23 protein-coding genes and 2 riboswitches are annotated in these 25,029 nt (G+C 60.5%); of the genes, 9 read left to right on the top strand and 14 right to left on the bottom strand.

What is annotated here, in order from left to right:
- The first annotated feature begins 9 nt into the window (after positions 1–9).
- From NBH21_RS22220 to NBH21_RS22195, 6 genes are all read left to right on the top strand, one after another.
- The gene (locus NBH21_RS22220; protein WP_280924995.1) at positions 10–2,319 is read left to right on the top strand and encodes a GumC family protein; all 2,310 of its coding nucleotides are present in this window, start codon (positions 10–12) and stop codon (positions 2,317–2,319) included.
- Between the two features lie 28 nt (positions 2,320–2,347).
- Complete coding sequence (locus tag NBH21_RS22215; RefSeq protein ID WP_250915124.1) at positions 2,348–3,292, top strand: glycosyltransferase family 2 protein; 945 nt, start codon at positions 2,348–2,350, stop codon at positions 3,290–3,292.
- 2 nt (positions 3,293–3,294) lie between these two features.
- The gene (locus NBH21_RS22210; protein ID WP_250915123.1) at positions 3,295–4,584 is read left to right on the top strand and encodes a glycosyltransferase family 4 protein; all 1,290 of its coding nucleotides are present in this window, start codon (positions 3,295–3,297) and stop codon (positions 4,582–4,584) included.
- A gap of 180 nt (positions 4,585–4,764) precedes the next feature.
- Positions 4,765–4,944: a hypothetical protein gene (locus NBH21_RS22205; protein WP_250915122.1), complete on the top strand. Its 180-nt coding sequence runs from the start codon at positions 4,765–4,767 to the stop codon at positions 4,942–4,944.
- 363 nt (positions 4,945–5,307) lie between these two features.
- Positions 5,308–6,831: an oligosaccharide flippase family protein gene (locus NBH21_RS22200; RefSeq protein ID WP_250915121.1), complete on the top strand. Its 1,524-nt coding sequence runs from the start codon at positions 5,308–5,310 to the stop codon at positions 6,829–6,831.
- 57 nt (positions 6,832–6,888) lie between these two features.
- Positions 6,889–7,698, top strand: coding sequence for a TIGR04325 family methyltransferase (locus NBH21_RS22195; RefSeq protein ID WP_250915120.1), 810 nt, complete (start codon positions 6,889–6,891; stop codon positions 7,696–7,698).
- 356 nt (positions 7,699–8,054) lie between these two features.
- Here NBH21_RS22195 and NBH21_RS22190 read toward each other — a convergent pair whose 3' ends face one another.
- The 6 genes from NBH21_RS22190 to NBH21_RS22165 all read right to left on the bottom strand — a co-directional run bounded on the left by NBH21_RS22190 (position 8,055) and on the right by NBH21_RS22165 (position 12,639).
- Positions 8,055–8,645, bottom strand: a complete 591-nt coding sequence (locus NBH21_RS22190) for a sugar transferase (RefSeq protein ID WP_250915119.1) — start codon at positions 8,643–8,645, stop codon at positions 8,055–8,057.
- A gap of 333 nt (positions 8,646–8,978) precedes the next feature.
- Entirely contained in the window at positions 8,979–9,494 is a 516-nt protein-coding gene (locus NBH21_RS22185; RefSeq protein WP_250915118.1) for a Dps family protein, read from the bottom strand.
- Positions 9,495–9,549: 55 nt separating this feature from the next.
- Positions 9,550–9,738 carry a hypothetical protein gene (locus NBH21_RS22180; RefSeq protein WP_250915117.1) on the bottom strand — a complete coding sequence of 63 codons (189 nt, stop codon included), beginning with the start codon at positions 9,736–9,738 and terminating at the stop codon, positions 9,550–9,552.
- Between the two features lie 57 nt (positions 9,739–9,795).
- Positions 9,796–10,482 (bottom strand): YoaK family protein, encoded by a 687-nt coding sequence (locus NBH21_RS22175; protein ID WP_250915116.1) that lies wholly within the window; start codon positions 10,480–10,482, stop codon positions 9,796–9,798.
- Between the two features lie 118 nt (positions 10,483–10,600).
- Complete coding sequence (locus NBH21_RS22170) at positions 10,601–11,431, bottom strand: alpha/beta fold hydrolase (RefSeq protein WP_250915115.1); 831 nt, start codon at positions 11,429–11,431, stop codon at positions 10,601–10,603.
- 308 nt (positions 11,432–11,739) lie between these two features.
- Positions 11,740–12,639: a LysR family transcriptional regulator gene (locus NBH21_RS22165; protein ID WP_250915114.1), complete on the bottom strand. Its 900-nt coding sequence runs from the start codon at positions 12,637–12,639 to the stop codon at positions 11,740–11,742.
- 126 nt (positions 12,640–12,765) lie between these two features.
- On the opposite strand from NBH21_RS22165, the gene NBH21_RS22160 reads away from it, so the two are divergent.
- The 3 genes from NBH21_RS22160 to NBH21_RS22150 all read left to right on the top strand — a co-directional run bounded on the left by NBH21_RS22160 (position 12,766) and on the right by NBH21_RS22150 (position 15,170).
- On the top strand, positions 12,766–13,698 hold the full coding sequence (locus tag NBH21_RS22160; RefSeq protein ID WP_250915113.1) for a VOC family protein: 933 nt from the start codon (positions 12,766–12,768) through the stop codon (positions 13,696–13,698).
- A 72-nt stretch (positions 13,699–13,770) separates the two neighbouring features.
- Positions 13,771–14,373, top strand: coding sequence for an alpha/beta hydrolase (locus NBH21_RS22155; RefSeq protein WP_250915494.1), 603 nt, complete (start codon positions 13,771–13,773; stop codon positions 14,371–14,373).
- 95 nt (positions 14,374–14,468) lie between these two features.
- Positions 14,469–15,170: a pirin family protein gene (locus tag NBH21_RS22150; RefSeq protein WP_250915112.1), complete on the top strand. Its 702-nt coding sequence runs from the start codon at positions 14,469–14,471 to the stop codon at positions 15,168–15,170.
- A 61-nt stretch (positions 15,171–15,231) separates the two neighbouring features.
- Here the strand turns inward: NBH21_RS22150 and NBH21_RS22145 are convergent, their stop codons facing one another.
- The 8 genes from NBH21_RS22145 to metE all read right to left on the bottom strand — a co-directional run bounded on the left by NBH21_RS22145 (position 15,232) and on the right by metE (position 24,686).
- Positions 15,232–15,615, bottom strand: a complete 384-nt coding sequence (locus NBH21_RS22145; RefSeq protein ID WP_250915111.1) for a response regulator transcription factor — start codon at positions 15,613–15,615, stop codon at positions 15,232–15,234.
- 193 nt (positions 15,616–15,808) lie between these two features.
- Positions 15,809–17,014 (bottom strand): adenylate/guanylate cyclase domain-containing protein, encoded by a 1,206-nt coding sequence (locus NBH21_RS22140; RefSeq protein WP_250915110.1) that lies wholly within the window; start codon positions 17,012–17,014, stop codon positions 15,809–15,811.
- A 218-nt stretch (positions 17,015–17,232) separates the two neighbouring features.
- Positions 17,233–18,222: a class 1b ribonucleoside-diphosphate reductase subunit beta gene (gene nrdF / locus NBH21_RS22135; protein WP_250915109.1), complete on the bottom strand. Its 990-nt coding sequence runs from the start codon at positions 18,220–18,222 to the stop codon at positions 17,233–17,235.
- Between the two features lie 17 nt (positions 18,223–18,239).
- A complete protein-coding gene (gene nrdE / locus NBH21_RS22130) occupies positions 18,240–20,393 on the bottom strand; it encodes a class 1b ribonucleoside-diphosphate reductase subunit alpha (RefSeq protein WP_280924992.1) in 2,154 nt (717 codons plus the stop codon).
- The gene (gene nrdI, locus NBH21_RS22125) at positions 20,381–20,779 is read right to left on the bottom strand and encodes a class Ib ribonucleoside-diphosphate reductase assembly flavoprotein NrdI (RefSeq protein WP_250915108.1); all 399 of its coding nucleotides are present in this window, start codon (positions 20,777–20,779) and stop codon (positions 20,381–20,383) included. The genes nrdE and nrdI overlap by 13 nt, the downstream gene beginning before the upstream one ends.
- 13 nt (positions 20,780–20,792) lie before the next feature.
- The gene (gene nrdH, locus NBH21_RS22120; protein ID WP_099059117.1) at positions 20,793–21,014 is read right to left on the bottom strand and encodes a glutaredoxin-like protein NrdH; all 222 of its coding nucleotides are present in this window, start codon (positions 21,012–21,014) and stop codon (positions 20,793–20,795) included.
- Positions 21,015–21,282: 268 nt separating this feature from the next.
- Positions 21,283–21,496: riboswitch (cobalamin riboswitch) on the bottom strand.
- A 38-nt stretch (positions 21,497–21,534) separates the two neighbouring features.
- Positions 21,535–22,344 (bottom strand): acyl-CoA thioesterase, encoded by an 810-nt coding sequence (locus tag NBH21_RS22115; RefSeq protein ID WP_250915107.1) that lies wholly within the window; start codon positions 22,342–22,344, stop codon positions 21,535–21,537.
- Entirely contained in the window at positions 22,341–24,686 is a 2,346-nt protein-coding gene (gene metE / locus NBH21_RS22110; protein ID WP_250915106.1) for a 5-methyltetrahydropteroyltriglutamate--homocysteine S-methyltransferase, read from the bottom strand. Before metE ends, NBH21_RS22115 begins: the two co-directional genes overlap by 4 nt.
- Before the next feature lie 102 nt (positions 24,687–24,788).
- Positions 24,789–24,999: riboswitch (cobalamin riboswitch) on the bottom strand.
- Between the last annotated feature and the right edge of the window lie 30 nt (positions 25,000–25,029).

The raw sequence follows: 25,029 nt of genomic DNA, 5'->3' as shown, positions 1-25,029 counted from the left end.
GTGGCGTAAATGGGATTCCATGAGTTTGGAAACATTGAGACGGTGTCGCACCTCGAAAAGAAGGACGTCTCGAAAAAAGAGTACATTTCGTTCCGCGATATATTCAATTTCCTGAAGAGGAACATGATCGTCATTGCCGCATGCACCGCAACTGGCGCGGTACTGGGCGGCATTTACGTTCTCAATTCCAAATCCACCTATATGGCGACGACACGTCTGGTCATGGACCCGGAACAGGGCAGGATCGTCTCGCAGGATGCCGCCACCGGCACCGTCATCATCGAAGCCGCGGAAATCGCCAGCCAGGTGGAAATCGTCAAGTCGGAAGCGATCGCCCAGGCCGTCATCCATAAGCTCGGACTTACCGAGGATCCGGAAATCATCAACTCCCGTTCATTGAAGTCTGCCCTGAAGGGCTTCGTGACGTCGGTAGCCGGTATCTTCACCGGCGGAACCGACGAAGAAGAAGAGCCAACCACGGACGAAGAACTGATGCGGCGCACGATGGGCGGCTTCCTGTCCCGCGTCTCGGTGCGCCGTGTCGGTCAATCCTACGTACTCGAGATCGGCTACACATCCGGCGATCCGGAGAAGGCGGCGAGAACGGCAAACGCCTTGGCGGAAGCCTATATCCGCAATGGCTTGAACGATCGCGCGGACGCCGCCAAGCGCGGCGCCAGCTGGCTGGAAAGCCGGCTGATCGAGGTGGGCCGCAAGGCGCGGGAAGCGGCACTGGCCGCAGAAGAATACCGGAACAAGCACGACATCACCGCGATGGCCAATTCCTCCACGCTCGACCAGCAACAGCTAGCCGAGGTCAGCAGCCAGATGCTCGCCGCAAGGGCGGCAACCGCCGCTGAATCCGCCAAGCTCACCACGCTGACGAGGCTGATCGAAGGCAAGTCCGCAGACGGCAATATGGACGAGATCGCCAACAACCCGCAGATCCAGAAACTGCGGGATGATATCCGCCTCGCGGAAACGAAGCTCGAAAACCTGAAGAGCCGCTACAATGACGGCAACCCCGCCATCATCGCGGCACAGGACGAAATTGCCCGGATGAAAGCAGCCATCAACGGCGAGCTTCGCCAGATCGAGGCCATCTATCGCTCGAACGTCGAAACCGCGCGCACCCGCGAGCAACTCGCAGAGGAGCAGTTCACCAACGCCACGGAAAAGGGGGCGGACAAGAACATCGCGCGGGTGGAGCTTTCCGAAATGGAAAGCCGGGCGAACACCTACCGGCGCCTGTATGAAAGCATCCTCCAGCAATATGTCGGCACCATGCAGACGCAGTCCTTCCCGCTGGGCAAGGCTCGTGTCGTGACGGCGGCCACAGCACCCTTCGGCAGGATCTGGCCGAAACCTTCGATCATCCTGCCCTTCGCCACAGTGCTCGGCTTTGCAGGCGGGCTCATGGCGTCGATCTTGCGCAGCGGGCTCGACCGCCGTGCCGGCTCCGGCGAAAGGTTGCAGCGTGAGTTGGGCATCACCTCGCTCGGGAGCATTCCGGTCTACCGACCCCAACTTGACGGCGGCAATGCCGGAAAGCCCCTGCCGACGACGATGCTGCCGCTGAGATCAGTGCTCGACATGCCGTATTCGCGCTTCTCCGAGGCCCTGCGAAGCGTCAAGAACTCCCTGGACTCGATCATCCCGGCGAACGGTTCGATCGTGATCGGCGTAACCTCGGTCGGCCCTGGTGAAGGCAAGACGACGATCGCGACCAACCTTGCACAGCTCTACCAGAACGAGGGGCAATCGGTCCTTCTGGTCGATGCCGATTTCATCGGCTCGCGGCTCTCTCGCCTTGCGGCAAGCGCTGCGAAGGATGTCGCTGTGAGGCCGGTCGAACTCTCCTTCCTGGGCGAGCAGCCCGTGGTTCTGCAGCCAAGCCGTTCGTCGGCAGGCAAGGGTATCCGCGGTGCGGCCGTCTCGGAACTCGAGAGGGACGATGTCGATATCGATGAAGACGCGGGCGACACGAACCCGGTCCCGCTGGTGACAGTGGAGCAGGCCAAGCTGGCTTCCGCCGCTAACCAGCGCTACGGCCACCTGACCACGCTGAAGGAAGCCATCGTGAAGATGCGCCGGCGCTACAAGGTCATCATCGTCGATATGTCCGGCTTCGAGGACTCCGCCGATACGAGAGCCATCTGCACCTATGTCGACGGCATCATTCTCGTTCTCGGTAATTCCAACAAGATGACAATCGAACGTCTTGCCGACGCCCTGTCGGCCTTCGGCAAGTCCCGCATCGCCCTGCTGGGCGTCATTTCCAACCGGAGCGACGCACGGCGAAGACATGCGGCCGGTTAGGCCCATACCGACGAAGGAACGGAAGCTGATGACAAATGCCCTGGACCAGATCGGCGAACGCCGTGCTGCAACCGCCAGCTCTCACCAGTTCAGGCTCATTGTCGGAATACCCAGTGCAGGCAGACGGGATATACTGGCCGCTGTCACCCCGCATATCGCCCGGCAGACCCGGTTGCCGGACGAGATCGTTGTCTGCGTGCCGTCCATCGAGGATGCGGACCGGGAGGCGCTGTCGCGCCTGCCCTGCCCGGTCCGGGTGCTCGTTTCGGCAAAAGGCAGCTGCCGGCAACGCAACCATATTCTCGAATCCGTTCCGGAAACCGATATTGTCGTTTTCCTTGATGACGATTTCCTCATGGCTCCACCCTATCTGGAACAGACAGAGGCGATCTTTGCGGCCAATCCCGATGTCGATATCTGCACCGGCAATGTCATAGCGGACGGGATCACCGGACCCGGCATTTCCGTGACCGAGGGCTGGCAGATGCTGCGGCCCCATGGACGTCCGAAGGGTAAACACCTCCCAGTTTCCCCGACCTACACCGGCTATGGCTGCAACATGGCCGTGCGCATGTCGGCGGTTCGGATCGGCGGGCTGCGTTTCGACGAGAACCTGCCGCTTTACGGATGGCTCGAGGACGTGGACTTCAGCCGGATCGCCGCACGACACGGCCGTGTCGTTTCCTCACCCCATCTTGTCGGCGTTCATCTGGGAACGAAGGTCGGGCGCACTTCCGGCGTGAGGTTCGGCTACTCGCAAATCGCCAATCCGATCTACCTCATGCGTAAGGAGACCATGACAGCCCGCCACGCCTGGGTTCAGATGGGGCGCAACCTGGTCGCCAACATAGTGAAAATCTGGAAGCCGGAACCGTGGATCGACCGGCGTGGCCGGCTGCGAGGAAACATGCTGGCCTTCTCGGACCTTATCGCGGGCCGCCTTACGCCACAGAACATCGAGAGGCTGGACTGACCATGACCCTGTGGCAACCCGACCGGGTCGTGGTCATCAACGACCGCTCTGCCATGGTCGGCGGCGCATCGAACCTCGCCATTCTCTCCGCTGGTCTCCTGGAGCGCCACGGATTGCGGGTAACCTATTTTGCCGGCGACGACCCATCCCGGGACAAACCGGTAGACGATACGATCAATCTTGCCGGAAAACCCCTCGTGCAACAGGGCAAGCTCTCCGCCTTCGTCGGTGGGATCTACAATGCAAGGGCCTATGATGCCCTCCACGAGCTGATCTCGCTCCGCGACACGCCATCGACTATCTATCATGTTCACGGATGGTCGAAGATCCTCTCGCCTTCCATCTTCCGGGCTTTGGCAAAGGTGCGCGAACGCACGGTCCTGCACGCCCACGACTATTTCCTCGCGTGCCCCAATGGCGGCTTTGCCAACTACCGCAAACAACAGGTCTGCGACCTCATACCGATGTCCGCGCAGTGTCTCGCAACCCAATGCGACAAGCGGGGCTATCACGAGAAACTCTGGCGCAGCGCCCGCCATTTGCTGCGCGAACAGTTTTATCCCACCACTCTTCCTGCGAATATCGTCGTGGTCCACGAACGGATGCGGCAGATGTTCGAGCGTTCCGGCGTCAATGTCGAGCGGGTCGAAACAATCCGCAACCCGGTCGAGCCGTTTCCCACCGGACCGGTCATGCCCTCGCGGAACAGCGCCTTCTTCTTCATCGGACGACTGGAACCTGAAAAGGGTTTCGAGGATGCGGCCAAGGCGGCGCGGCTCGCCGGAACCAAACTGCATGTCATCGGTGACGGCAATGGCCGGGCCTTGCTGGAAAACATCTATCCCGAAATCACCATCCATGGCTGGCGCGGACGTGAGGAAATCGGCCAACTGGTGCGGAATGCGCGGGCGGTCGTCATATCCTCGCGTGTTCCCGAACCCTTCGGCCTCGCAGCGCTGGAAGCCGTCTCCGCCGGCATCCCGGTCATCATGCCGGATGCGGCCCTGCTCGGTCGCGAGCTGGAAGAACTCGGCTGCGGCCTGACATTTCGGAGCGGCGATACCAAAGGCCTTGCCGATGGTCTTCGCCGCCTCGCAACAGACGACGATCTTGTCCGGGCAATGAGCGAACGATGCCGGGTGAACGCCGGTAACCTCGCCCATACGCCGGCGTCATGGGGAAATGCGATCATGGCGCTCTACGATCGTGTCCTCAGACAAGCCGCCGATCCTCGACGCTCCCCAGGGCATCGCCCCGTGTCGACCACGCATCCGGCGAGGATATCCGGATGATCACGTCCATCTCACTTTTCTCGTCGAAAAAAACTGACATTGCCGGGAACAACAGCCACCCGGCCAGCCCCGCTACTCCGCCTACCGCCATTGAACTAGCGGCTGCCCGCCACGATCAATTGAAAAGTAGGCTCCCCGCTGTCAGCCTCTTCAAGGGTATTTCAACGGGAGGGCTGAACAATGCGGTTTGTTACGGACCAGACGACCAAACGGGACCAGCAGAACAGAGCGAAGACCGTCGCGAAAAGCGCCCGCATGCCGGAGACGATCGATATCGTCGGTCTCCTTTTCGCAATGGCCCTGCTATCGCTGGGACTGTTCCTGATCGCCGAAGAGATAACGGGCCGGGCGGTTCTGTAGAGCCGTTCAGGCAGGGGACGTTCGCCGGCAACTTCACCTTCAATCCGAATGACCTGGCAGGCCGCCCGAGAGAACGGGCGGCCGACGGCTTCAGAAAAAGACAAGGTAAACCGCGATGAGCCACACGGCCAGGCAAAGCAGAATGATGAGCCAGCGTAGACCGTACTTTACATACCAAGCAGACCGGTCACCCATTCCAGAACATCTCCTTGCTGTCGCGCCATGCAGCGGCATCTCATCCGTGCGGCCGATCCCCAGCGGGATCACATTAGCGCGCAAACTCCTTTCGAAACAGACCAGCGACCACCTGATTCACTGCCTTTGCGCAGCCGAAGCCTCCTCGATACGGCTGGGGGAACGCCGATGAACATCGCGAAACTCAAGGCCGTGCAGGCTTTGAAACGCCGCCTGCAGGGTCTCATTGCACGCCAGCATTCGCTTGTCAGCGATGGCATGTTCACGATGATCGCCAAGGGCACCTCTCAGTTGGTGCAACTGTTGATCTTCATCATCGGCGCGCGCGTGCTAACATCAGCCGAATTCGGTTTCTTCGCCTTCACCTCGGCCTTCGTCGTCATGCTGATCGTTCTGGCCGAAGGCGGCTGGGGCGAATTTCTGATGAAATCCCACAACAGGGAAGCCGATTACGATCAGGTCGCCACCACCGCCATGATCTCGGGCCTCATCGTCTCGACACTGGCGCTTGCCGGCGCGCTCGCCATGGGCTCCTGGTTCGGAGACATGCTTCACCTGGAGATACTTGTGATCTCCAGTGTCCTGATCTTCGCCTGCGCCCTTTCCACCATCTATGACGGCATTCTCGTCGCACAGGGCAGGCTGAAGGATCAGGCGAAGATACGCATCATATCAGAACTCGTCGGCTTTGCCGTCGTCGCAGCCGGCCTTTGGAGCGGCTGGAATATCATTGCCCTCTTCGCCGGCAGGCTGGCGGCGCAGCTCACCAGCCTCGGCTGTTCCATGCTGGCGGTCCTGTGGCTGCCGAAGATCCGCCTGACGCGTCCCTTCCTGCGCGAAATCCTGGGGTTCTCGCGACACATACTCGCTAACAGGCTGATCGTCTTCCTGCGCTCCTATTCGGCAACGCTCGCCGTCGGTGGCTTCCTGGGCCTCGCGGAGGCCGGTTACTACCGGGCGGCCGAACGCATCGTCGCAAGCATCTCCGAACTGTTGGCTGAACCCGCCCGCCTGCTGGGCTGGGTGGTCTTCCGCAAAGCCCGCGACCGCCAGCCGCAGGATATCGCCGGCGGCAATGCCCGGATCGCCACTGCCGCCAACTCATTCGTCGTACTGCTCATCGCCATTGCTGCCCCCTTCTATCTCGGTCTTTCGCTTGCTTCCGGCGCGCTCATCAATTTCGTGCTGGGCGATGCATGGATGCCGGCCGCGATCGTGGTTTCGATCCTCGCAATCCGCCAGCTCCTGCTCATCCCGGCCGCCATCATCGAACCCTTGCTTTCCATGGTCGGTGAATTGCGGAGGCTCCCGCCGATTGCCCTGATGAACGGCGGGATTTCCATCGCCCTGATCGTGGCGCTGGCACCCTTCGGCCTCATCCCGCTCGCCCTCGGCCAGGTCGCCGTTGGCGCATTCTGGCTGGGCACCATGATCTGGCTGCAGCAACGCCATGGCGGTCTCGACTGGAGCCGCATTGCCAGACGTTGCGGCCCGACGCTCGCAGCCCTAGGGGCGATGCTGCTGGCCGATTTCGCGTTGAACTACATCACGCTTCCCGCCGCTCTGCCGAATGCCCTGACGACGGGCTTCCAGGTGGCAGGCGGGGCAATCGCCTACGTCGCGGTTCTGGCTATCCTCCACAAACTGGTGGTGGCCACCGCCGAACCGCTCGCCCAGCAACGCAATTCCTGAAGGCCATGCCGGACATGGCCTGAACAAAAGCCACCAGAGGGGAACAGGAAAATGGTCATGGCAAAATCGGAAGCAACGAATTCGATCCGGCATCTGGTGCACGGGTTGAGACGCACGATGACGCCGCTGCAGATCGCGGGCGGGCGGATGAAGTTCCTCTCGCCCTTCCCGCCGCAGTTTTCGGGCGCCTATCCTACCTACGATACGGCCATCGCCGCCGGGCGTTCCGGTAGCAAGGTCGGCTTCGACCACGACGAGGTCACCGACATCGCTTTCGAGCGCATGTGCGAGATCACGCCCTGGGATTATCCGCTGCTGTTCTGGCTCGGCGGGATACTGCCGGAAATCGATCTTCTGGTGGATGCCGGCGGGCACATGGGCACCAAGTTCCGCGCCTTCCGCAAGCTGCTGCCGATAGAGGCTTCCGTCGACTGGGTGGTCTACGACGTCCCGGCAATCGTCCGGGCAGGACGGCGGCGCGCCGAAGCCGACGGCCTCGACAAACTGCGCTTCGTCGAACGCATGGAGGATGCGGGCGATCCGGATCTCTTCATCGGTTCCGGCCTTCTGCAATATCTCGACGTGCCGCTCGCCACGCTGCTGTCGCGCCTCCCGCGGCTGCCCAGACACATGCTGCTGAACAAGGTGGCGCTCAGGCAAGGACCTACCGTCTTCACCCTGCAACGCTTCGAGGAGGTCACGGTTCCCTACCAGATCCGCAACGAGGCTACGTTCATGGCCGAACTCTCGCGCCTCGGCTACGAGGTCGTGGATCGCTGGACCATTCCGACCCTCTCCCACACCATCGAAACCCACCCCGAGCTCGGCGAAAGCGAAAGCACCGGGTTCTATCTTCGTCTGGCCTGAGGAAAGCGGGCGCAAGCCCGCATCCCGATCTGCCCGGCAGGATATCGGTTCCGTTTCGATCACACCAAAACACCCATGAGAATCGGTACCACATGCCGGTTTCTCTTTTTGTGCGCCTGACGACGATCACGGGATTGCGAGATCTGCGAGTTCAATCGAGGCCGTGAAAAACCCGGCAAGGCGAAATGCTTGCCGGGTGCGGACATTCGAAGGTTGAAGGCGCCGGGGTAAAACCCTAGAGCGCCGTGCGTCCATTTGGACGACAAAGGACGCTCTAACATCTTGAATCTACGCATCGAGCTTTCCGAAAATCGATTCCGATTTTCGGGTCGATGCGCTAGGAGCCTGTTTCTCGGTCAGCGTTCGTTTTGTGCAAAGAGCACCACGCCGACGGTCCGCACGATGATACCGACATCCCTCGCGAGCGAAACACTGTGATAATAATCGACGTCGAAGCGAACCCGCTCCTCGTAGGAGGTGCCTTCGCGGCGGGAGACCTGCCAGAGCCCGGTAATTCCCGGATACATCGCCAGGTAGCAGTGGGCCTGCGGCCCGTAGCGCTCCAGTTCCTCCGCAACGATCGGCCTCGGGCCGACAATGCTCATCTCCCCGCGCAGGACGTTGAACAACTGGGGAAGCTCGTCGAGGCTCGTGATACGCATGTACTTGCCGAGCCAATGAACCCGCGGATCGCTCTTGAGCTTCTGGGTCTCCGTCCATTCCCGCAGACGATCCGGATTGCTGGCAAGAAGCTCTTTCAGCGCCTTGTCAGCATCCTTGCGCATGGAGCGAAATTTCAGGCAGTCGAACGACCTGCCATTTCGCCCGACACGTCTGTGGCGGAAGATGATCGGTCGGCCATCGATGATCAGAAGAGCAAGCGCGATCAGCGCCAGTGCCGGCAGCAGGAAGATGATCGAGGAGAGCGCGAAGATGATGTCGAACACACGTTTTCCACCCCGACTCCTCACAACCCGTGCAGGAGAGACGGCGGCATGCCGCTGTGCAATATTCTCGGAAACCAATGACATTTCGCAAACCTCCAGCCGACAACAAGGCTGCTCCTGAAAGCGAAACGATTCAATTGATACTGATAGGCAAAGCTCTCCGCTGATGGAGGTAGACGACTGCTCCCATTTTCTTCTTGGTGGCAGGAAACTTCAGCCAAACCCGGTTCCCGAACCCGGAAAAGGGCCGGCAACCTTGCTGCCTAAGGCAGGAAAATGGGAACGAGCCGGAGCGGCGGATGCCCCGGCTCGTTCGTGTCGCGCCGGAACCGTTCAGTTGGTCTGGCGCAGGGTTTCGAAGAGGAACCAGCGGCGGCGCTCGCCCTCGTCGATCCAGTTTTCGAGCAGGCTGGCGGTAGCGACATCGCGATGCTCGTCGCAGAGATCGTGAAGCGCGCGCATGCTGGCGACGAGCGAACCGTTATCGTCGCGCAATTCGGCGAGCATCTCGTGCGGATGAACGAATTCCGCATCGTTGTCCTTGATCCGCTGCTTGTGCGAGATATCGCCGATGGAGCGGATCGTGCTGCCGCCAAGCTTGCGCACGCGCTCTGCAAGATCGTCGGTCATGGCAAAGATCTGCGCCGCCTGTTCATCCAGCAGCAGGTGATAGTCGCGGAAATGCGCGCCCGACATGTGCCAATGAAAGTTCTTCGTCTTGAGATAGAGAGCGAAGACATCGGCAAGCAGCGCATTGGCCGCCGCGGAAATATCGCGCACCGCATCCTGGCCGAGACCGGACGGAGTGTGAAGATCCGCCGAGCGGCGAGATTTGGCAGAGTTATCCATTATCAGGCTCCTTTTCCGGCGTGGGCATGACGCCCCGCCATGCTGAATGAAAGGACTATTCGAACCGTCCGGAAGCCGGCGGATCGCTTGCCGGAAAGGTTTCCCGCAAGGCCTCGTCCAGATTGCCGTCGTCATGACGCTTCTTGATGTCCGCAGGAGAACACTCTTCGAGGTCTACAGGCTCCGCGAGACTTTCCTTGCCGTCCCGGTATTGCTGCTTTTCTTCATTGCCCTGCCGTTTCATGACGATCTCCCTTGGATGACTATCGTTCATAGGCGCCGCACCAACGGTGACATTATATCACGTCGCTGGCTGTTTATCTGCCGCAAGATGCACGGCCAGACCGAGAGCGACGAGAACCGGCGGCACTGCAAAACACCACACCGGGGACGCCATGAAGGCGAGCGCACCGCCTGCGCAGCCGAGCGCGAACGTCACCACGCTCAACCCCATGCGCATAAGCCGGCTCCTCACTGTACCGGCATCGGCTGGATGTCCTCCGGTCAGGAGATCGGCGAGATCCAGCATGATCTGCGTCGTCGTGCCCGTCATCAGCGTCGTCGGCGGCTGCGTCGCCATATGCGCCCGGTGCACTGCATTCTGTATCGCCATCGCAGCGACAAGCGTCATGCCGACGATAATGCTCGCCAGGTTTTCCGCAGGACCGAACGGCCCGTGGCGGACCACCAGAGCCGCAGCAGCGACAAACAGCACCAACTTGATCGAAAGAAGGATCGGCATCGCAGAGCGTCCGCAACTCTCGAGCCTGAGATCAAGCAGACGGGCCAGCAGGACGACGATGCAGAAGACCGGCAAGGCCAGGATCTTGGCGATGGCGCCGCCGGTCCCGAGCGCGATCACCGCGCCGAGCGTCACGAAGTTTCCCGTCACATGGGCGGTGAAAAGGCCCGTCAGGGCGAGAAAGCCCATGGTATCGACATAGCCGCCGTTGAAGCTCAAGATTGCGGACAGGGGCGGTCGGAGCATGGCAAACCTCCAGGTGGTTCGGGCTTCGGGCAAAAGGCGCCCGGACATCAGAAAGAAGCCGCGCTGTCCCCGCGGCATGCAGCGTAATCGGCCACATGCCGCGAGGTTCGATATCTGATCAGGCCTGAATGAACTTCAGGAGATCGGCGTTGAGCGGCTCAGGCTCGGTCGACATCATGCCGTGCGGATAGCCCTTGTAGACCTTGAGCTCGGCATTCTTGACGATCTTGGCCGCAAGCAGGGCGGAATCGGCGATCGGCACGATCTGGTCGTCGTCGCCATGCATGATGAGCGTAGGCACTTCGATCTTCTTCAGGTCTTCGGTAAAGTCGGTTTCGGAGAAGGCCTTGATGCCGTCATAATGGGCCTTGGCGCTGCCCATCATGCCCTGCCGCCACCAGTTCTGAATGAGGCCCTGGGAAACCTTTGCGTCCGGCCGGTTGAAGCCGTAGAACGGGCCGGAGGCGACATCCAGATAGAACTGGGCGCGATTGGCGGCAAGCGCCGAACGGAAGCCGTCGAAAACCTCCATCGGGAGGCCGCCCGGATTGTTCTCCGTCTTCAGCATGATCGGTGGTACGGCGCCAATCATCACCAGCTTGCCAGCGCGGCCCTTACCGTGACGGGCAACATAGGCTGCAGCCTCGCCGCCACCGGTGGAATGACCGATATGGACCGAATTGCGCAGATCGAAATGCTCGACGAGCGCGGCGACATCGGCCGAGTAGTGCTCCATGTCGTGACCGTCGCTCACCTGGCTGGAACGGCCATGACCACGACGGTCATGCGCGATGACGCGAAAGCCCTTGTTGACGAAGTAGAGCATCTGGGCGTCCCAGTCGTCAGACGAGAGCGGCCAGCCATGATGGAAGACGAGCGGCTGGCCCGTGCCCCAGTCCTTGTAGAAAATGTCGACGCCATCCTTGGTCTTGATGAAGCTCTCGGTCATGGGAGTGGTTCCTGTGTTGCTGTTGGAGGACGCCTTCTGCGCCGCAAACGCGGGCAAGCGAAACGCCCACCCCGCCGACCAGCGTTTGCCGGCGGGAAAGCGGGAACGAAAAAGTATCCGTCATCGCAAATCATCCTGTTCGTCGGGCAGCGTGACGCAATCCCGCTGCCCCTGGGTTTGCGGCGACATATTTTCACCGGAACCGAGATCTGGATTGTCTATTCCGACTGTACTTTGGATAAAGACCGCCTGTTCGCCGTTCCGGATTGGACGGGGCGCATGCGACCCTCAGAAACCGGAAAACCGTCTCAGACGGGGCGGACGGCCGTGACGAAATTCTCGAAGAAATCCGAGAACTTGGCGACCCGCATCGGCAACTTTTCATAGGGAGGATAATAGAGCGTCAGCCAGAGTTCGGGCGACTGCCATTCAGGCAGGATCTGGACGAGATGGCCGTCGGCAATAGCCCTTTCGACGATGAAGGACGGCAGCAGGGCGATCCCCTCGCCGTTTTCCGCAAGCCGCGCGGTCAGTTCGCCGTTATTGCCTGCAAGCACCTGGCCCGCCCTCACCTTGCGCGTCCTGCCGGCGGAGGAAAGCTCCCATGTTTCAGAAAGCGCTTCCTCGTCATAGGCAATGCATGCCGCTTCATCGAGATCATCGGGCGATTTCGGTGTACCGTTGGCGGCGAGATAGCCCGGAGATGCCACAAGCATGCGACGCACCGGGCAGATCTTGCGCCAGATGGTGGACTTGTCCCGTGGCGGCTCGGAAATGCGGACGGCGAGATCGAAACTGTCGGACACTATATCGATGAACCGGTCGGTCAGCGTCAGCGACACCGCGATACCCGGATTCTCGACGCGGAAACCGGAAACGACATCCGGCAGGATACGCTGCCCGAGGGACAACGGCACATTGAGCCGGATGAGGCCTGCGGCATGGCCGGTTTCAGCGCGAACCTCGTCCGCTACCGCCTCGAAGGCCTCCACCAGCGGCTCGATGCGCGCTGCATAGACCGCACCCGCCGAAGTCAGGGACACATGCCGGGTGGTTCTGAGCAGAAGCTGCACACCGAGACGCTCCTCAAGCGCACTGACGGCACGTGTCACCGTCGGCGCGGTCATCGAAAGCTGCCGGGCTGCAGCGACAAAGCTGCGCTCCTTGGCAACGGCCAGGAAGATGCGGATATCGTTCAGATCACTCATGTCAGATAATTTCACTTTTTGAAATAATATTGTCAATATTATTGCCATTCACTTCAATAAGCTTTGGCCCCATCTTCTGCCTCGGAACAAGGGATGCAACGGCATCCGAACAGAAGGATGACAAAAATGCTTAATCAGATCAAAGGCTTGCACCACATCACCTCCATGGCTGCCGACGCCCAGGAGAACAGCGACTTTTTCACCAAGACGCTCGGACTGCGCCGTGTGAAGAAGACCGTCAACTTCGATGCCCCCGATGTCTACCACCTCTACTATGGTGACGAGGCCGGCACCCCCGGTTCTGTCATGACCTATTTCCCCTTCCCGCATATTGCCGCCGGCCGCCCGGGTGCCGGTGAAGTTGGTGAATCCTACTTCGCCGTACCGAAGGGTTCGCTGGGCTACTGGACAGAACGCCTGACCAAGCTTGGTGTGAAGAACCTCTCGGAGACGGAAGTGTTCGGCGAAAAACGCCTGCGCTTCGCCGGTCCGGACAGTGACGGTTTCTCGCTGGTGGAGGTCGACAACGACAAGCGCGAAGGCTGGCTGCATGACGAGATCGGCGCTGCTGAAGCCATCAAGGGTTTCCATGGTGCGAGCATGAGGCTCAAGGACACCGGCGCGACCCGCGAACTGCTCGGCTTCATGGGCTACGAGAAGGTCGACGAAAAGGGCGAATGGGCTCGCTTTGCCATCGCCGGCGGCAACGGTGCGGATTTCATCGATCTCGAAACCGTCCCGCAGGCAGATTTTGCCCGCCTTGGCGCAGGCTCGGTCCACCACATCGCATTCGCGGTGGAAGACAGGGCGGCACAGCTTGAGGTCCGCAAGGCGCTTCTCGACACCGGCTATCAGGTGACCCCGGTCATCGACCGCGATTACTTCTGGGCGATCTACTTCCGCACGCCGGGTGGCGTGCTGTTCGAAATCGCAACCAACGAACCGGGTTTCGACCGAGACGAGGATACCGCGCACCTCGGCGAAGCCCTGAAGCTGCCATCCCGCTACGAGCCCTATCGAGGCCAGATCGAAAAGCAGCTTCAGCCGATCGCCGACTAAAGCAGTGGCAACGATGGATGGAGCGGCGGGACCGTATGGTCCCGTCCGCAGGAGAAAGACATCATGAACACGATGACCAGCACATATCATGCCTTCACCAAGCCGGGTTCCGATGGGGCTCCCCTCGTCTTCGCTTTCCACGGCACCGGCGGCAATGAACTCCAGTTCACCGAATTGGTCGAGCAAATCCTTCCCGATGCCGGGATCGTATCCCCGAGGGGCGACGTTTCCGAATACGGTGCCCTGCGCTTCTTCCGCCGCACAGGCGAAGGCGTCTACGACATGGACGACCTCGCCAGACGCACGGACAAGATGATCGACTTCCTCGCTGAAAAGAAAGCGGAGAACCCCGGCCGCGCGGTCTATGCCCTCGGCTACTCGAACGGAGCGAACATTCTCGCCGCCGTCGCGTTCAAAAAGCCCGACCTCTTCGACCGCGTGGCGCTCCTGCATCCGCTGATCCCGTGGAAGCCGGAAAACAACAGCGCGCTGAAGGATCGGCAGGTACTCGTCACAGCCGGGCGGCATGATCCCATCTGCCCGCTGCCGCTGACCGAAGCGCTTGTCGACTACTTCGAACGTCAGGGCGCCAAGGTGGAAACCAGCATCCATGCCGGCGGACACGAAATTCGCCAGACGGAACTGCAGGCGCTGAGCACCTTCCTCACCCGATAAGCGTTCCGGCCGAGACGACACGGCCTTGGCCGGAACAAAACTGCGAAACCACCCATCGGAGGCCTCGTGCCTCGATGCAATCCGGGAGAGAACCGATGATCCTGATCCACGAAAACATGAGCCGCGGCAAAACCAGCAAGGGCTGGCTGAACAGCTTTCATACCTTCTCGTTCGGCGGTTTCCAGGACCCGACGCGCATGGGCTTCGGCCCGCTTCGCGTCATCAACGAGGACTGGGTCATTCCGGGCTCGGGCTTTTCCGAGCACGCCCATGACAACATGGATATTCTCACAGTCCTGCTCGAAGGCAAGCTGCGCCACCAGGACACGATGGGAAACGTCTCGACGTTCGAGGCCGGGGAGATCCAGTTGATGTCCGCCGGCACCGGGGTAAGCCATTCGGAAATGAATGCTTCGGAAGACGAGACCGCTCATCTCCTGCAGATCTGGATGATCCCGGACGTCAGGGGAACCGCACCGCGCTACCAGCAGGCTCGCCTGCCGGCCGCGGAAGACACCCGGGACTGGACGCCGATCGCATCCGGTACCGAGGGCGAGGCTCCGCTTCACCTGTTGTCCGATAGCAGGATACTGATCGCCAATCCGAAGGAAGGTGACGTCGGCACCATTCCCGCACGGCCCGGACGCCTCGTCTTCGTCCATATCGTGGACGGACTGGCGAGGATAGATGACGAGAACCTGAGACCGGGCGACGGGCTCCAGATCTCCGACCCGGAGACTCTGGAACTCAACTGGCTGACGAACGGAAAGGCCCTCCTGTTCGACATGCCCCGATGAGAAAATCTGAACCGAGGAGCGGCGGGAACTCCATCCCGTCGCTCCTCCGGCGGACGTGGGTTCAGTTCGATCCGCCGCCCTTCGCTTGCAGGGCGGCGTCGAGACAGGCCGCCAATGCATCGGCATGGAACGGCTTCTGCAGCACCCGGACATGCTCGCCGATATACTCGCGCACTTGGCTCTCCGCGAAGGCAGTGATGAAGACAAACGGAACTCGGCTCACTTTCTCTTCCTGCAGCCGGAGATAAAGCTCGATGCCGCTCATGCCGGTCATGTTGACGTCTGAAACGATGCAGGATGCGGACCGGTTATCCGCGTCCGCCAGAAATTCCTCAGCGGAAACGAATGACTTCGCCGTAAAGCCGAGTGAGCGGACGAGGCTGCTCGTTGCCCGCCGGACATCGGCCTCGTCGTCTATGATTGCAATGAAACTGGTCGTTGCCACGGAGGAAGTAGCCAATCTCCGGCGTACCGGCACACAATTGCTGATAGCTCTGTATAGCTCCAGCCGTGCGACGGATGAATTATACAGAGGTTTACCGACAGCACCGAAAGGTAAACCTTGGCATCCGACGTCGAACGTCTCCCGACCGTAGTTCTCCGTATAGTTCCCCCCACTCCAAACAGCCTGCCTCCGGTTACTGGCGAAGCGCAAAGAGCGCCTTCTGCTCCTGCACGCCCTTGAGGTGAAACGAGCCGAGATTGTGGAACGCGCTCAGGCCCTCTTCGGGCGCAAGCGCCGCAAATTCGCGGGACGCCAGCGCGGTCTCGTTGACGGAACGGCACATGGCCGCCATGCGGCACACCTCGTTGACGGCCGGGCCGATCACCGTGAAATCGAGCCGTTCGTCACTTCCGACATTGCCATAGAAGACCTCGCCCTCGTGAAGCGCGAGATAGACCGAAGTCGTGGCCAGCCCCTCGTCACCGCGCCTGCGATTGAGCTCCGCGATCCTCCTGCCGACATCGGCCTGCGCCTGCAGCGCAGCGCGCGCGGCCTCTCGCTGATCGCCGTGGTTGAAGATGGCGAGAATGCCGTCGCCAACAAGCTTCAGGATATCGCCGCCTGCATTATGGACGGCCGAGATGACCGTATCGGCATAGTCGTTCAGAAAGGCGATAAGCCTTCCGCTTTCCATGGTTTCCGAAAGCGAGGTGTAATTCTCCATGTCGGAATACCAGAGGACCGTCCGGATGGTCTCGACCTTCCCCCGCTCGATACGGCCTTCAAGCACCCGCCGGCCGGGATCCCGGCCGAGATAGACCTGGACCAGCGACCGCGCGATCTGGCTTAGCGAAGCCGACTTGATTGCCAGCGCAAGGCTCGCGACGAGCTTGCGCAGCACATTCAGGTCATCCTCGGAAAAACCACCCGGCTGGCTGGTCGACCATCGGGAATAGATGTTTTCGACTTCACCGATCGTCGTCTTGCCACCCAGCTTGTGCATCAGCACAAAATAGTCGGTGTGCCCCTCTTCCAGGAGATCGCTGATGATGCCGAACCTCGATCGGTCTGCATTCACAAGCGGAATGTGCAGCTCCGAAAGACCGTTCTCGCTCATGTAATGAAAGGGACTGCTGCGCCAGAGGTGAGCGTTGCGTATCGCCTCCTGCCGCGTGAACTCCCGATGCACCGGGCCGTTCTGATTGGTAATGTTCCAGAACACACCCTCCGATTCCTGCACCGGATGGAGCGTATCGAAGAAAAGGGCGGCTCCCACGATTTCCAGCCCGCCCTCGCGCAGGCGGTTACAGAAACCGTCTACGAGATCGGTCTCGCGCAACCCCAACAGTCCCTGCTCGATAACCCAGTCATTGATCGTATCAAGCGTTTCCCTGTCCATGGGTATGCCCTCCCGCACCTGTCGCGCGCATCATATATCGGCGCATTATCTGAAAACGCCGAAGGCGAATTTCAACCCATGCTTTCAAAGATATATGAGCAATTGCCGGAACAGCACACAGCATCACCCCGCCACCGATTCATGAAGCGACAAGGGGGGCTTATCTGTGGGCACGAGACATAGGGAATACATGCCATTTCGTCGCGTGCGGCGCGCTCTCAGAAATCCCAGTCCTCGTCTTCGGTGGCGACCGCCTTGCCGATGACATAGGAGGAACCGGAGCCGGAAAAGAAGTCGTGGTTCTCATCGGCGTTCGGCGAAAGCGCCGACAGGATCGCGGGATTGACCTTGCATGCCTCGGGCGGAAACAGCGCCTCGTAGCCGAGGTTCATCAGAGCCTTGTTGGCGTTGTAATGCAGGAATTTTTTGACGTCTTCGGTCAGACCCACGCCGTCATAAAGGTCCTCGGTATACTTCGCCTCGTTGTCGTAAAGGTCGAGCAGGAGTTCGAAGGCGAAATCCTTGATGTCCTGCCGCCGCGTTTCCGGTTCGCGGTCGAGCGCCCGCTGGAACTTGTAGCCGATGTAATAGCCATGCACCGCCTCGTCGCGGATAATGAGACGGATCAGGTCTGCGGTGTTGGTGATCTTCGCCCGGCTCGACCAGTACATCGGCAGATAGAAGCCGGAATAGAACAGGAAGCTTTCGAGAAGGACGCTGGCGATCTTCTTCTTCAGCGGATCATCAGAATCGTACTGCTCCATGATCAGCGCTGCTTTCCGCTGCAGGAACTCGTTTTCCTCCGACCAGCGATAGGCGTCGTCGACATCGGGCGTCGAGCAGAGCGTCGAGAAGATCGAGGAATAGGAGCGCGCATGCACCGCTTCCATGAAGGAGATGTTGGAGAGCACCGCCTCCTCATGCGAGGTCTGGGTATCGGCCATCAGCCTGATCGCGCCGACGCCGTTCTGGATGGTGTCGAGCAAGGTGAGCCCGGTGAAGACGCGGATCGTAAGCCTCTGCTCCTCCGGCTTCAGCGTCGCCCAGGATGGAATGTCATTCGACAGCGGCACCTTTTCCGGCAGCCAGAAATTCGAGGTCAGGCGGTTCCACACCTCAAGGTCCTTGTCGTCCTCGATGCGGTTCCAGTTGACGGCAGGGACTGCCCCCTGAGAGCGAACAGGCTTGGACTTCAGTTGGATGTTCATGGATTCAATCCTTGCTGTCACAGCGCGCAGGAAACGCAGCCCTGCACTTCCGTGCCGGTCAGCGCCATCTGGCGAAGACGGATGTAATAGATGGTCTTGATGCCCCGCTTCCACGCATAGATCTGGGCGCGATTGATGTCGCGGGTGGTCGCGGTGTCGCGGAAGAACAGCGTCAGCGAAAGCCCCTGGTCGACATGCTGCGTTGCCGCCGCATAGGTGTCGATGATCTTTTCCGGGCCGATCTCATAGGCATCCTTATAATATTCGAGATTGTCATTGGTGAGATAGGCGGCGGGATAGTAGACGCGGCCGATCTTGCCTTCCTTGCGGATCTCGATCTTCGAGACGATCGGATGGATCGAAGACGTCGAGTGGTTGATGTAGGAAATAGAGCCGGTCGGCGGCACGGCCTGCAGGTTCTGGTTATAGAGCCCGCCCGTCATCACCGCCTTTTTCAGCGCCAGCCAGTCTTCCTGTGTCGGTATGGCGATGCCGGCTTTCTCGAACAGTTCCGCCACCCGCTCCGTCGCAGGCACCCATTCCTGCTGCGTATATTTGTCGAAATACTCGCCCGACGCATATTTCGAATTCTCGAAGCCCTTGAAGCTGACGCCCCGCTCGACCGCCAGCCGGTTCGAAGCTTTCAGGGCGTGATAAGTCACCGTGTAGAAGTAGATATTGGTGAAATCGATGCCTTCTTCCGAACCGTAGAAGATGCGCTCGCGGGCGAGATAGCCGTGCAGGTTCATCTGGCCAAGGCCGATGGCGTGGCTCTCGTCATTGCCCTTCGCGACCGAGGGCACGGACCCGATATGGCTCATGTCGGAAACCGCGGTCAGCGCCCGGATCGAGGTTTCGATGGTCTTGCCGAAATCCGGCGCATCCATCGCGGCGGCAATGTTGAGGGAGCCAAGATTGCAGGAAATGTCCTTGCCCATATGGCTGTAGGAAAGATCCTCGTTGAACTCGCTGGCCTCGCTTACCTGCAGGATTTCCGAGCAGAGGTTGCTCATGGTGATGCGCCCGGCCACCGGATTGGCACGGTTCACCGTGTCCTCGAACATGATGTAGGGATAACCGCTTTCGAACTGGATCTCCGCGATCACCTGGAAGAATTCGCGCGCCTTGATCTTCTTTTTCTTAATCCGGCTGTCGGCGACCATTTCCTGATACTTTTCCGTCACCGAAATTTCGGTGAACGGCACGCCGTAAACACGCTCGACGTCATAGGGCGAGAACAGGTACATGTCCTCGTTGTTGCGGGCGAGTTCGAAGGTGATGTCGGGGATCACGACGCCGAGCGACAGCGTCTTGATGCGGATCTTTTCATCCGCATTCTCGCGCTTGGTATCGAGGAACCGCATGATATCGGGGTGATGGGCATGCAAGTAGACGGCCCCTGCTCCCTGCCGGGCTCCAAGCTGGTTCGCATAGGAAAACGAGTCTTCCAGCAGTTTCATCACCGGGATCACGCCGGAGGACTGGTTCTCAATCTGCTTGATCGGCGCACCTGCCTCGCGGATATTCGTCAGCGACAGGGCAACGCCACCACCGCGCTTGGAAAGCTGCAGCGCCGAATTGATCGCCCGCCCGATGCTCTCCATGTTGTCTTCCACGCGCAGCAGGAAGCACGAAACGAGTTCGCCCCGCTGCTGCTTGCCGGCATTGAGAAAGGTCGGCGTCGCAGGCTGGAAGCGGCCGGAAATGATCTCTTCCATCAATTCGCGGGCAAGGCCCTCGTCGCCGCGCGAAAGCGCCAGCGCCACCATGCAGACACGATCCTCGTAGCGCTCGAGGTAACGCTTCCCGTCGAAGGTCTTCAGCGTATAGGAGGTGTAGTACTTGAAGGCCCCAAGAAAGGTCGGGAAGCGGAACTTCTTCGCATAGGCCTCATCGAACAGGTCCCGCACGAAGTTGAAAGAATACTGGTCCAGCACCGCCTGCTCGTAATAGCCTTCGCTCACCAGATAATCGAGCTTCTCCCGCAGGTTATGGAAGAAGACGGTATTCTGGTTCACATGCTGGAGAAAATACTGGCGCGCTGCCAGTCGATCCTTGTCGAGCTGTATCCGGCCATCCTCGTCATAGAGGTTCAGCATCGCGTTGAGGGCATGATAGTCGAGCGAAACCTCGCTCGCGCCCACCGGTCGGGTTTGTGTCAGCGTGTCCAAAATTTTCCCAGTCCCTGTCTGACGTTGTCGACATCCTCCGCCATTCCGAGAAGTTCGAAACGGTAGAGGAACGGCACCCCGCACCTCGCCGAGACGATGTCTCCGGCGATGGCGTAGGCTGTGCCGAAATTGGTGTTTCCCGCCGCGATGACACCGCGGATCAGGCTCCGATTGCGAGGATTGTTGAGAAAGCGGATCACCGGCTTCGGCACCGCCCCCTTTTCCGATCCTCCGCCATAGGTCGGCGTGACCAGCACGAAGGGAGCCTCCGCCTCCGGCGGCTCCTCGCTCGCATCGACTGGCAACCTCAGCCCACCAAGGTCGAGTTTCTCGACGAAGCGCCGGGTGTTCTCCGACCGGCTGGAGAAATAGACGAGGCCGCCCATGGGTATAGCCTCGTCAGGCGAGTGCGCTGATCATGTCGGGCCGGAAACCCGACCAGTGCTGCTCGCCGGCAATCACCACCGGCACCTGCCGGTAGCCAAGTTCCTGCACCAGTTCATAGGCGTTTGTATCTGCGGACACATCGATGACGGTGTATTCGATCCCCTGCCGGTCGAGAGCGCGCGTGGTTGCGGTGCACTGAACGCAGGCGGGCTTGGAATAAACGGTGATGGTCATGGGTTTCCTCGTGAAATTGGCATGCGAAAGGGTTCCGGAACATCCGCCGATGAACCGGGATCGGGATTGAAAACTGGAAAGAGCGCAGCAGAACACGGTCTATCGGCCGGCAACGGCCGAAAGACTGGTATTAGAAAGCGGGTTTTAAGGGACGCAACAATTCAGACATGGACTTCACCCCGAAGCGACAGAAGACGAAGCGCGGGGCAGCGGTCTGACCGGGGAAAACCGGACACAGATAACCGCGACCTTCCGGGCACCCCGCCGGTGGACGTTCATGTTCAAGGCAGGTCTCCTGGCTCTCGGATCATCATGCCCGCTCAGCCTTCCCGGGCTTTCACCCAGTGGCCGGATCGAACGAACATTCACCGCTCACAGTTGCGGGGGCAGCTTCGGCATCGCGTGCATCATGCCCGCTACCGAATTCCCGTCTTAGCCTTCGACCCTCTCGAATCGAAGGAACCTTGAACACTAGATATAGTATCCAAGGCAAATTTAACGTCAACAATTATGTTTTCCGTCACCCAATTTCATCTGGGATAACCGCCACGGGACGATGCTCGGCATCGACTGCGACCATGACGAAAAGCCCTTTCGCCGTCTGCCGGCGAAGCCCGGTCAGCAGTTCTTCGGACCACAGCTCCACCCCGATCCGCATCGATGAGCGGGCTGTGGAAACGACCCGGGCGACGACCTCGACGATGGAGCCCAGCCGGATCGGATAGTGGAAATCGATGCGCTCGGACGACGCGAGAACGGCCTGCCTGCGGCTATGGCGCGAGGCCGCGACGAAGGCTGCCTTGGTCATGAAGGCAAGTGCGTCTCCACCGAACATCGAGCCGGAACTGTTGGTCTGATCGGCGAAGACGACATCCGCCATGCGAACCTCGCCGTCGGCCTCCGTCGGATGACTGGTCGGCAGCGGCGGCAGCGTCCACCCTTCGCCTCCGGCATCCCCCGGCACCGCGACCATGTGGAAGACACCGCGCGTGCAGACCTGTCGCTCGCTGGCAAGAATGCTTTCCGCCGCCATTTCCACTTCCACCGTCAGGGAGCGCCGTCCCGCCCAGACCGGCGTTGCGGTGAACGAAACGATCTCGCCGATATGCGCGGGTTTCCTGAAATCCACCCGCTCGCAGGATGCGGTGACGAAGGGCACACGTCCATGACGCGTGGCCGCAACGAAGGCCACCCGGTCCATGAAGGCGAGACCGGCGCCGCCGAACAGCGTGCCATGATGGTTGACCGCACCGGGAAAGACGATATCGACGAGGATGGTGGGAGCCGGCCCTCCGGCCGGCTCCCCTTCAGATGGTGTTTCCCGCTTCATGCGATCACCCTCCAGCCGTCGCTTTCGGCAAACCGCAGGCGAAGCTGCCGCGCCGCCTGCACCATGTTGGCAAGCGCCGGCTTCACCTCCTCCCAGCGGCGCGTCTTCAGGCCACAATCGGGATTGATCCAGAGCTGGGAAGGGTCGAGGCGATCGGATGCGGCCTCGATCAGTTCGACGATTTCCTCCACCGTCGGCACGCGCGGAGAATGGATGTCATAGACACCGGGGCCGATCTCGTTCGGATAGCGCTTGTCCGCGAAGACATCGAGAAGCTCCATTTTGGAGCGCGATGTCTCGATCGAGATCACGTCGGCATCCATCGCGATGATGGCGTCCATGATGTCGTTGAACTCGGAATAGCACATATGTGTGTGGATCTGAGTGCGGTCGGCCACGCCCGAGGCGGAAAGGCGGAAGCTCTCCGTGGCCCAGCCGAGATAGGCCTGCCAGTCCCTGCGCCGTAGCGGCAAGCCCTCGCGAAGCGCCGGCTCGTCGATCTGGATGATCGCGATACCCGCCTTTTCCAGATCCTGCACTTCGTCGCGGATAGCGAGCGCAATCTGACGGCACACGACATCACGCGGAATATCGTCCCGCACGAAGGACCATTGCAGCATGGTCACCGGCCCCGTCAGCATGCCCTTCATCGGCTTCGACGTTTTCGACTGCGCAAACATCGCCCAATCGACCGTCATGGGGCGCGGCCGCGAGACGTCTCCATAGATGACAGGAGGACGGACGCAACGGGAACCGTAGCTCTGGACCCAGCCGTTCCTGGTGAAGGCATAACCGTCCATCTGCTCGGCAAAATACTGGACCATGTCGTTACGCTCGAACTCGCCGTGCACGAGCACGTCGATGCCGGCATCCTCCTGCCAGCGGATCGCGCTTTCCGTCTCGCGCTCAAGGAAGGCCTTGTAGTCGATATAGGAAAGCTGACCCTTGAGGTGGGCGGAGCGCGCCCGCCGGACCTCCGTCGTCTGCGGGAACGAACCGATGGTGGTGGTTGGCAGGACCGGCAGATGCAGATGGTGCTGCTGCACGGTACGGCGAGCGGAGTATGGACGCGCCCGTTGCATCATGTCACGCGAAACAGCAAGCAGCCGTCCCTTGACCAGCGGGTCATGAACCTTGCGCGAGGTCCGCCGCGTCCGCGCGATCCGGCTCGACGCAGCTATCTTTGCCTCGACGGCTGGCCGGTTTCCGGAAAGCGCCTCTTTCAGAACCGCAAGCTCATCCAGCTTTTCCGAAGCAAAAGCGAGCGAAGCGCGCAATTCGAGATCGAGCGCGGTTTCGTCCGAGAGATCGAAGGGCAGATGAAGCAGCGAGCAGGATGGCGCGATCTGCAGAAGATCGGGCGCGCGCCCGGCAACCAGCGGTTCGATGCGCTGCACCACCTCTTCGAGATCGGCCCGCCATATATTGCGGCCGTCGATCAGCCCGAGGGAAAGGAGGAGGCCAGCCGGCGCATCCCCGGCAATTGCCGCGAGTTCCTCACCCCCGCGAATGCCATCCAGATGCAGGCCGGCAACGGGAAGCGACAATGCGGTATCGCGATTGTCCCCGAGCGGTCCGTAATAGCTGGCGACCAGAATGGAGAGCCCCGGCACCGCCTCGGCGAAGGCGTTGTAAGTCCGCACAAGACTGTCCCGCTCCTTGGCCGTCAGGTCGAGTGCGAGGCAGGGTTCGTCGATCTGCACCCAGTCGGCCCCGGCCTCCTGCAACTCGACAAGGATCTTGCGATAGACCGGCAGCAGCCTGTCGAGCAGATCAACGGGATCGGAACCGTCCCGTGCCTTGCCGAGCTTCAGGAATGTCACCGGTCCAAGGATTACCGGCCGGGTGTGAATGCCGATGGCCCGGGCTTCAAGGAAAACCTCGAGCGGGCGGTTTCCCGTCAGGATGAAACCCTGCCCGGCACTGAATTCCGGCACCAGATAATGGTAGTTCGTATCGAACCACTTGGTCATTTCCAGCGCGGCCCGCGGCTCGCCATGAGTGCCGCCGCAACCGCATGCTGCCTCACCCTGCGAACCCCGCGCCAGCGCAAAATAGGTGTCGAGACTGACATTACCGCCGGACCAGCCATAGCCATCCGGAATGGCGCCGACCATGACGGCAGTGTCCAGAACATGATCGTAGAAGGAAAAATCGTTCGAAGGGATCGCGTCGATCCCCTTTTCCTGCTGGAGTTTCCAGTGTTTCGCCCGAAGCGTTCCAGCCGTTTCCAGCAGGGTTTGCGCGTCGCTCTTTCCCGACCAATAGGCTTCCAGCGCGAACTTCAGTTCACGATGCTTGCCGATTCTGGGAAATCCGAGATTTGCAGTCTTGATGCTCATTTCCTTGACCCCGAAGGTTGTGGGCAAGGCATTGGCGAGCGCGATGCGACAGGCACGCGAATGCGCCGTTCGCAAAAGCGGCACACCGGGACACCCCGCCCGTGGACGTTATCTATCGCGGCAGGTCTCCTGGCTTGCGGGTCACAGCCGGCATCCGTCTTCCCGAGGCGTCTTCCTCAGTGACATAATGGATGCAAGCTCACCGCCTACAGTTGCGGGGGCAGCTTCGGCATGGGTGCAAAAAGCACCTTCACCGTATTCCCTCTTAGCTCCGGACCATCCGATCCGCAGAACCACGATGACTTCACCATGACGGACCGGGTAGCCCTCGTCAAGGGATATA

The organism is Ciceribacter sichuanensis (assembly GCF_024055605.1).
GTDB lineage: Bacteria > Pseudomonadota > Alphaproteobacteria > Rhizobiales > Rhizobiaceae > Allorhizobium > Allorhizobium sichuanense.
Note: the sequence above shows the minus strand (reverse complement) of the source record. Positions and strands in the feature narration are given on the sequence as shown.